Origin of the sequence: Microbulbifer epialgicus (assembly GCF_041447265.1) — a bacterium.
In the GTDB taxonomy this organism is placed as follows: Bacteria; Pseudomonadota; Gammaproteobacteria; order Pseudomonadales; family Cellvibrionaceae; genus Microbulbifer; species Microbulbifer epialgicus.
The window spans coordinates 1-1,756 of the sequence record NZ_JBGMEK010000212.1 but is presented as its reverse complement, the minus strand read 5'-3'; the positions used below and the strand labels follow the sequence as shown (position 1 = coordinate 1,756).

Here is a 1,756-nt window from a genome sequence, read left to right as displayed (position 1 = left end):
GTCCTCCGGGTTTAGGCTGAGAAATCGACAAAATGAAAATCGATCGCGTATCTGATATTCCAGCTCATCATCCGATAGGTTATATAAATGCTGTAATACAAGTGCCTTGAACATCAGTACCTTATCAAAGGGTCTTCTTCCAGCATTACTCTTTCTTGGAAGTGTGGGGATTTTATTCAAAGTACTCCGGAAGTCCTCCCAGTCAATCAACTTACGAAGAGCAACCAGTGGATCACGTTCATTTAGCTTGCGATGGCGGTCATCAAGACCGAAAAAACTCGGCTGCATTTGACAATAACCTTTACTAGTGAGCGTTTAGATTATTTTACCGGAAATTAGTGAATTTTTAGAGGTACCCTTAAGCGATCGGGCGAGCATCAAGCCAGTTCCCTAGCTGGCGCACTCATCACCCCAATTTTTGATGAAACGCGAACAAAAGAAATGGGAGAGGCACTCAAAGTAGTATCCAACCATTGGAGAGATATAATATCAAAAACCTCCACACACTCACCCATTGATGTTCTAAAATTGATCAAAAGTGATGAAGAGCCAACAGAAATATTAAATGAAATAGATAAAGAGTTGTTGGGGTCGTTTAAAATGTATCGAGAAAATGTAAAAAATGAAAGTATGGCGCCAACAGAAAAGCAAAAAAAAATATAAGAAAAAGAGGATCACCCATAGGGAATTGTTCAACTTCTATAGATGTTGATCAATACAAAAAAGTCGATAACGCTCGAAGAGTGATTAGCTGTATAGCCCAGAAAATATACCAGTTAGACCAAGGTAAGATAATTACGAATAAAGAAAATTTTCGTGCCGCTGCTTTTGATAATTTTGTGTCAACATATAAGTATTGCGTTTACCCATTGGATCTAGCCATTGAGCAAGAAAGAAACAGAGAGGCAACTGAATACTTGCCAGGGATTTATTTCATAAATATATATACTGAAGCGGAGCTAAAAGCTGCCTTTTACTAGTAGATTTATGAAAGGTTAATTATCAAAGCTGCCTACTATAGTGATACACTCCCAACTGATAATTGAGCCATTTGATAATATTCTTAAGCTGCCCTTCTGGGCCAAATTAAGCGGACCGGCCAATCGATCAATAATGACGAGAAATACTGTAGTGGCCTAATCCTTCCGGACACTTCGCTAAGATGGTAAATCTACCAAGCGAGGTGAAGTATGACAACAAAAGGTGCACGTCTGCATTTCAAGCCGGAATTCAAGAAAAACGCCGTAGCCCTAGTCTCCGAGCAAGGATACTCGATTCCTAAGGCTGCTGAGGCTGTAGGAACCACTGCCAACAATCTGAGACGCTGGATAAAAGAGCTGAAACTGAAAGAGAGCGGAGTAAGGCTGGATGCCGGCGAGCGCGCTGAATTGGATCGATTGCGACGCGAAATCAAGCAGTTGCGTATGGAGAAGGAAATCCTAAAAAAGGCCAGCGCCTTCTTTGCGAAAGAAATGAAATAAAGTACAACTTTATCAAGAAGCAGCAAGACAGCTTTCCAGTTAGGGTGCTCTGCCGGGTAATGCAGGTAAATAAGAGTTGCTATTACGATTGGTGTCGCCGTTGTGATAGCTCAATAGATAGCCAGACATGGCAACTATGCCATCGTTTAAAGGCCTTATTTGCAGAATCCCGACAGAGTCTCGGAAGTCGTCGGTTAATGAAGCTGTTACGTAAAGAAGGCTTTGAAGTCGGGCGCTATCGAGTCCGCAAGCTAATGAAAAAGCTAGGCTTGGCA

Annotated in this window: 4 protein-coding genes; 3 read left to right on the top strand and 1 reads right to left on the bottom strand. The window is 41.6% G+C overall.

Going from position 1 to position 1,756, the window contains the following annotated elements; translation table 11 throughout:
• Positions 1 to 288 (bottom strand): transposase (locus ACCI49_RS24570; RefSeq protein WP_371838736.1); only part of this gene is annotated, 288 nt, incomplete at its 3' end.
• A gap of 153 nt (positions 289 to 441) precedes the next feature.
• On the opposite strand from ACCI49_RS24570, the gene ACCI49_RS24565 reads away from it, so the two are divergent.
• The 3 genes from ACCI49_RS24565 to ACCI49_RS24555 all read left to right on the top strand — a co-directional run.
• On the top strand, positions 442 to 663 hold the full coding sequence (locus tag ACCI49_RS24565; RefSeq protein WP_371841891.1) for a hypothetical protein: 222 nt from the start codon (positions 442 to 444) through the stop codon (positions 661 to 663).
• A 527-nt stretch (positions 664 to 1,190) separates the two neighbouring features.
• Positions 1,191 to 1,481, top strand: coding sequence for a transposase (locus tag ACCI49_RS24560; protein WP_371841890.1), 291 nt, complete (start codon positions 1,191 to 1,193; stop codon positions 1,479 to 1,481).
• A 59-nt stretch (positions 1,482 to 1,540) separates the two neighbouring features.
• A partial coding sequence (locus ACCI49_RS24555) for an IS3 family transposase (RefSeq protein ID WP_371841889.1) occupies positions 1,541 to 1,756 on the top strand: 216 nt, incomplete at its 3' end.

Excerpts from the sequence above, each read along its gene's own strand:
- ACCI49_RS24560 (WP_371841890.1), top strand. The coding sequence starts at position 1,191 with ATGACAACAAAAGGTGCACGTCTGCATTTCAAGCCGGAATTCAAGAAA.
- ACCI49_RS24565 (WP_371841891.1), top strand. The coding sequence starts at position 442 with ATGGGAGAGGCACTCAAAGTAGTATCCAACCATTGGAGAGATATAATA.